Source organism: Roseicyclus sp., assembly GCF_052168335.1.
GTDB lineage: Bacteria > Pseudomonadota > Alphaproteobacteria > Rhodobacterales > Rhodobacteraceae > Roseibacterium.
Window position 1 is genome coordinate 1 of sequence record NZ_JBQLZP010000702.1, and the last position, 3,868, is coordinate 3,868.

5 protein-coding genes are annotated in these 3,868 nt (G+C 70.2%); 3 read left to right on the forward strand and 2 right to left on the reverse strand.

Going from position 1 to position 3,868, the window contains the following annotated elements:
• From ACTS11_RS21330 to bhcD, 3 genes are all read left to right on the forward strand, one after another.
• A partial coding sequence (locus ACTS11_RS21330; RefSeq protein WP_442642284.1) for a threonine ammonia-lyase occupies positions 1 to 457 on the forward strand: 457 nt, incomplete at its 5' end.
• Positions 458 to 717: 260 nt separating this feature from the next.
• Complete coding sequence (bhcC, locus tag ACTS11_RS21335) at positions 718 to 1,881, forward strand: 3-hydroxy-D-aspartate aldolase BhcC (RefSeq protein ID WP_442642285.1); 1,164 nt, start codon at positions 718 to 720, stop codon at positions 1,879 to 1,881.
• The gene (gene bhcD, locus ACTS11_RS21340; protein WP_442642286.1) at positions 1,881 to 2,879 is read left to right on the forward strand and encodes an iminosuccinate reductase BhcD; all 999 of its coding nucleotides are present in this window, start codon (positions 1,881 to 1,883) and stop codon (positions 2,877 to 2,879) included. Before bhcC ends, bhcD begins: the two co-directional genes overlap by 1 nt.
• 170 nt (positions 2,880 to 3,049) lie before the next feature.
• On the opposite strand, the gene ACTS11_RS21345 is transcribed toward bhcD, so the two are convergent.
• Positions 3,050 to 3,538, reverse strand: a complete 489-nt coding sequence (locus tag ACTS11_RS21345; protein WP_442642287.1) for an ureidoglycolate lyase — start codon at positions 3,536 to 3,538, stop codon at positions 3,050 to 3,052.
• Positions 3,535 to 3,868: 2-oxo-4-hydroxy-4-carboxy-5-ureidoimidazoline decarboxylase (gene uraD, locus ACTS11_RS21350; RefSeq protein ID WP_442642288.1), on the reverse strand; the 334-nt coding region annotated here is incomplete at its 5' end. The genes uraD and ACTS11_RS21345, both read right to left, overlap by 4 nt.

The window sequence follows — 3,868 nt, forward strand, 5'->3', positions numbered from 1 at the left end:
GATGGAACAGGTCGAGGGCCTCGACGCCGTCATCGCGCCCATCGGTGGCGGCGGCATGGTCTCGGGCTGCTGCCTGACGCTGTCGACCATCGCGCCCCACGTCGAGATCTACGCCGCCGAGCCCGAGCAGGCCGACGACGCCTACCGCAGCTTCAAGGCGGGCCACATCATCGCCGACGACGCGCCGGTGACGGTCGCCGACGGCCTGAAGGTGCCGCTGAAGGAGCGGACCTGGCACTTCGTGTCGAACTACGTGACCGACATCCTCACCGCCTCGGAGGAGGAAATCGTCGAGGCGATGAAGCTGACCTGGGCGCGCATGAAGATCGTGATGGAGCCCTCCTGCGCGGTGCCGCTCGCCACGATCCTGAAGAACCCCGACGTGTTCCGCGGCAAGCGCGTCGGCGTCATCATCACCGGCGGCAACGTCGACCTCGACAAGCTGCCCTGGATGTAGCGCGCGAGCGGCGGGGCGAGCCCCGCCCTCCCCCCCGGACCGCGCAGCGGGACACGTCCTGCCATGCGGCCGGACCGACCGCGCAGGGCGGGACTTGTCCCGTCGCCCGGCCCGAAACACGTCGTGGGGCGGGACTTGTCCCGCTGCCCGGCCCGAAACACGTCGTAGGGCGGGACTTGTCCCGCCGCCCAGCGCGAAACACTTCGTAGGGCGGGACTTGTCCCGCCGCCCGGCCCGAAACCGAGATTGGAGGAGACACCATGAAAGACGTCATCGACATCGAAACGCTGGAAGTCGGCTACGACATCCCCGCCCTGCCCGGCATGGCCGAGGGCGAGATCCAGACGCCCTGCCTGATCCTCGACCTCGACGCGCTCGAGCGGAACATCAGGAAGATGGGCGACTACGCCAAGGCGCACGGAATGCGCCACCGCGTGCACGGCAAGATGCACAAGTCGGTCGACGTGGCGAAGCTCCAGGTCGAGCTCGGCGGCGCCTGCGGCGTCTGCTGCCAGAAGGTGTCGGAGGCCGAGGTCTTCGCGCGCGGCGGCATCAAGGACGTGCTCGTCTCGAACCAGGTCCGCGACCCCGCCAAGATCGACCGCCTCGCCCGCATGCCCAAGCTCGGCGCGCGCACGATCTGCTGCGTGGACGACCTCGCCAACGTGGCCGACCTGTCGGCCGCCGCCGTCAAGCACGGTACCCAGATCGAGTGCCTCGTCGAGATCGACTGCGGCGCGGGCCGCTGCGGCGTGACGACGACCCCCGCCGTCGTCGAAATCGCCAAGGCGATCGACGCGGCGCCGGGCCTGAAGTTCGCGGGGCTCCAGGCCTACCAGGGCGCGATGCAGCACATGGACAGCTACGAGGACCGCAAGGCCAAGATCGAGATCGCGGTCGCCATGGTGAAGGACGCGGTCGATGCGCTGAAGGCCGAGGGGCTGGAGTGCGACATCGTCGGCGGCGGCGGCACGGGCAGCTACTATTTCGAGTCGACCTCGGGCGTCTACAACGAGCTCCAGTGCGGCTCCTACGCCTTCATGGACGCGGATTACGGGCGCATCCTCGACAAGGACGGCAACCGCATCGACCAGGGCGAGTGGGAGAACGCACTGTTCATCCTGACGAGCGTGATGAGCCACGCCAAGGCCGACAAGGCCATCGTCGACGCAGGGCTCAAGGCGCAGTCGGTGGACAGTGGACTTCCTGTGGTTTTCGGAAGGACGGATGTTCAATATGTGAAATGCTCTGACGAGCACGGCGTGGTGATGGACCCCCACGGGGTTCTGAAAGTGAATGACAAGCTGCGCCTCGTCCCGGGCCACTGCGACCCGACCTGCAACGTCCACGACTGGTATGTCGGCGTGCGGGGCGGCGTGGTCGAGACGGTCTGGCCGGTCTCCGCGCGCGGCAAGGCCTACTGATGGCGGACGGCAGAGCGGTCCCCGCCAACGAGCTCGCGATCGTGCCCGAAGGCATGATCGCGGACCTCCTGACGCGCGAGGCGTCCTTCGCGGCGGTGGAGAAGGTCTTCGCCGCGATGGCCTCGGGCGACGCCTGCAACTTTCCGGTCGTGCGCGAGGCCCTCGGCCACGAGGACGCGCTCTACGGCTTCAAGGGCGGCTTCGACCGGGTGGGCGGCGTGCTCGGGCTCAAGGCGGGCGGCTACTGGCCCCACAACCTCGAGCGGCGGGGGATCATCAACCACCAGTCGACGGTGTTCCTGTTCGATCCCGACACGGGACGTGTGCGGGCGATGGTGGGCGGCAACCTCCTGACCGCGCTCAGGACGGCCGCCGCCTCCTCGGTGTCGATCCGGCACCTCGCGCGGGCGGATGCCAGGGTGCTCGGCATGGTCGGCGCGGGCCACCAGGCGAAGTTCCAGCTCCGCGCTGCGCTGGAGACGCACCGCTTCGAGAAGGTCATCGGCTGGAACTACCACCCCGAGATGCTGCCCTGCCTCGCCGCCGTGGCCGGAGAGATGGGCGTGGAGTTCGAGGCGGTGGAGCTTGCCGGGCTGCGGGCGGCGGACGTGATCATCACGATCACCTCGAGCTTCGCCGCCTCCCTGATGGCCGATCACGTGAGCCCGGGCACGCACCTCGCCTGCATGGGCACGGACACGAAGGGCAAGCAGGAGGTCGAGGCGGCGCTTCTGGGGCGAGCGACGGTCTTCTGCGACGAGGTCGCGCAATCCGTCTCGATCGGCGAGGCGCAGCACGCGGTGGCGGCGGGGCTGCTCGCCGCCGGGGACATCGTGCAGATCGGCGCGGTCATCAACGGGACGCATCCCGGGCGCACCTCCGCCGAGGAGATCACGCTGTTCGACGGGACGGGGGTGGGCCTGCAGGACCTGGCGGTCGCGGCGTCGATCGTCGAGACGGCGGTTTCGCGGGGACTGGCCACGATCGTCCCGCTCTGAGGGGGGCTCCCGCGGGCGCGGCCATGGCTGCGCCATGGGCCTTGCCCCTTGGGCCCGGCACCCGCGCCCGACGGCGCGGGTGCGGTCGTGCGGAGCTGCGGCGTGGGGCCTGCCTCCGGCGTCGGTCCGAAGGGCGTATTTGCGGAAAGATGAAAGGCCCTTCCGGGGCGTCAGGCGTCGCGGACCGTGTAGGCGTCGGGGAACCAGTGTTCCTCGAGGTTCGCGCCCGCGCCGATCCGGTCGATGACGGCGAAGAGGCCGGGGGCGTGGAGCGGCGTGAGGACGCCGTGCCAGGCGTTCCGCGCGATGTTGATCCCCTGCCCCGGCGCGGTGCGGAAGGCGCGGGGGCGGCCCGGCACACCGCCGTCGTCCGGGGCCACGATGACGAGGAAGGGGTCGAAGGACATCGGGATGAAGGCCTGGGAGCCGAGCGGGTGACGCTCGACCATCCCGAGCTTCAGGGGCAGCGTCCGGGTCTCGGAGCGGAAGAGGCTGAGGCCGGGGCGGCCGTCGGCGATGTCGAGGCGGGCGAGATCGTGCCAGCGGCCGCAGAGGCCCTGGTTGATCAGCCGGTCGGGCGCGCCCGCGGCCTCGAGCACCTCGCCGAAGGGGGCGAAGGCCCCGGGGGTGAGGGGTTCGATCAGGATGTCGGCGCTCATCCGAGTTTCTCCATGAGGCGCAACTCGGCGATGCGCTCGACCTGGGCGCAGGCCTCGGCGAACTCGGTGGCGCGATCCTGGCCGATGCGGCGGCGGAAGGCCTCGAGGATCGAGGCCTTGGTGTTGTCGCGCACCGCGATGATGAAGGGGAAGCCGAACCGTTCCGTGTAGGCGGTGTTGAGCGCGGTGAACTCCGCGCGCTCGGCGTCGGTCAGCGCGTCGAGCCCGGCGGAGGCCTGTTCGGCGGTGCTCTCGGGGGTCAGGCGCCTGGCGGCGGCGAGCTTTCCGGCGAGGTCGGGGTGCGCGTTGAGGACGCCGAGGCGCTCCGCC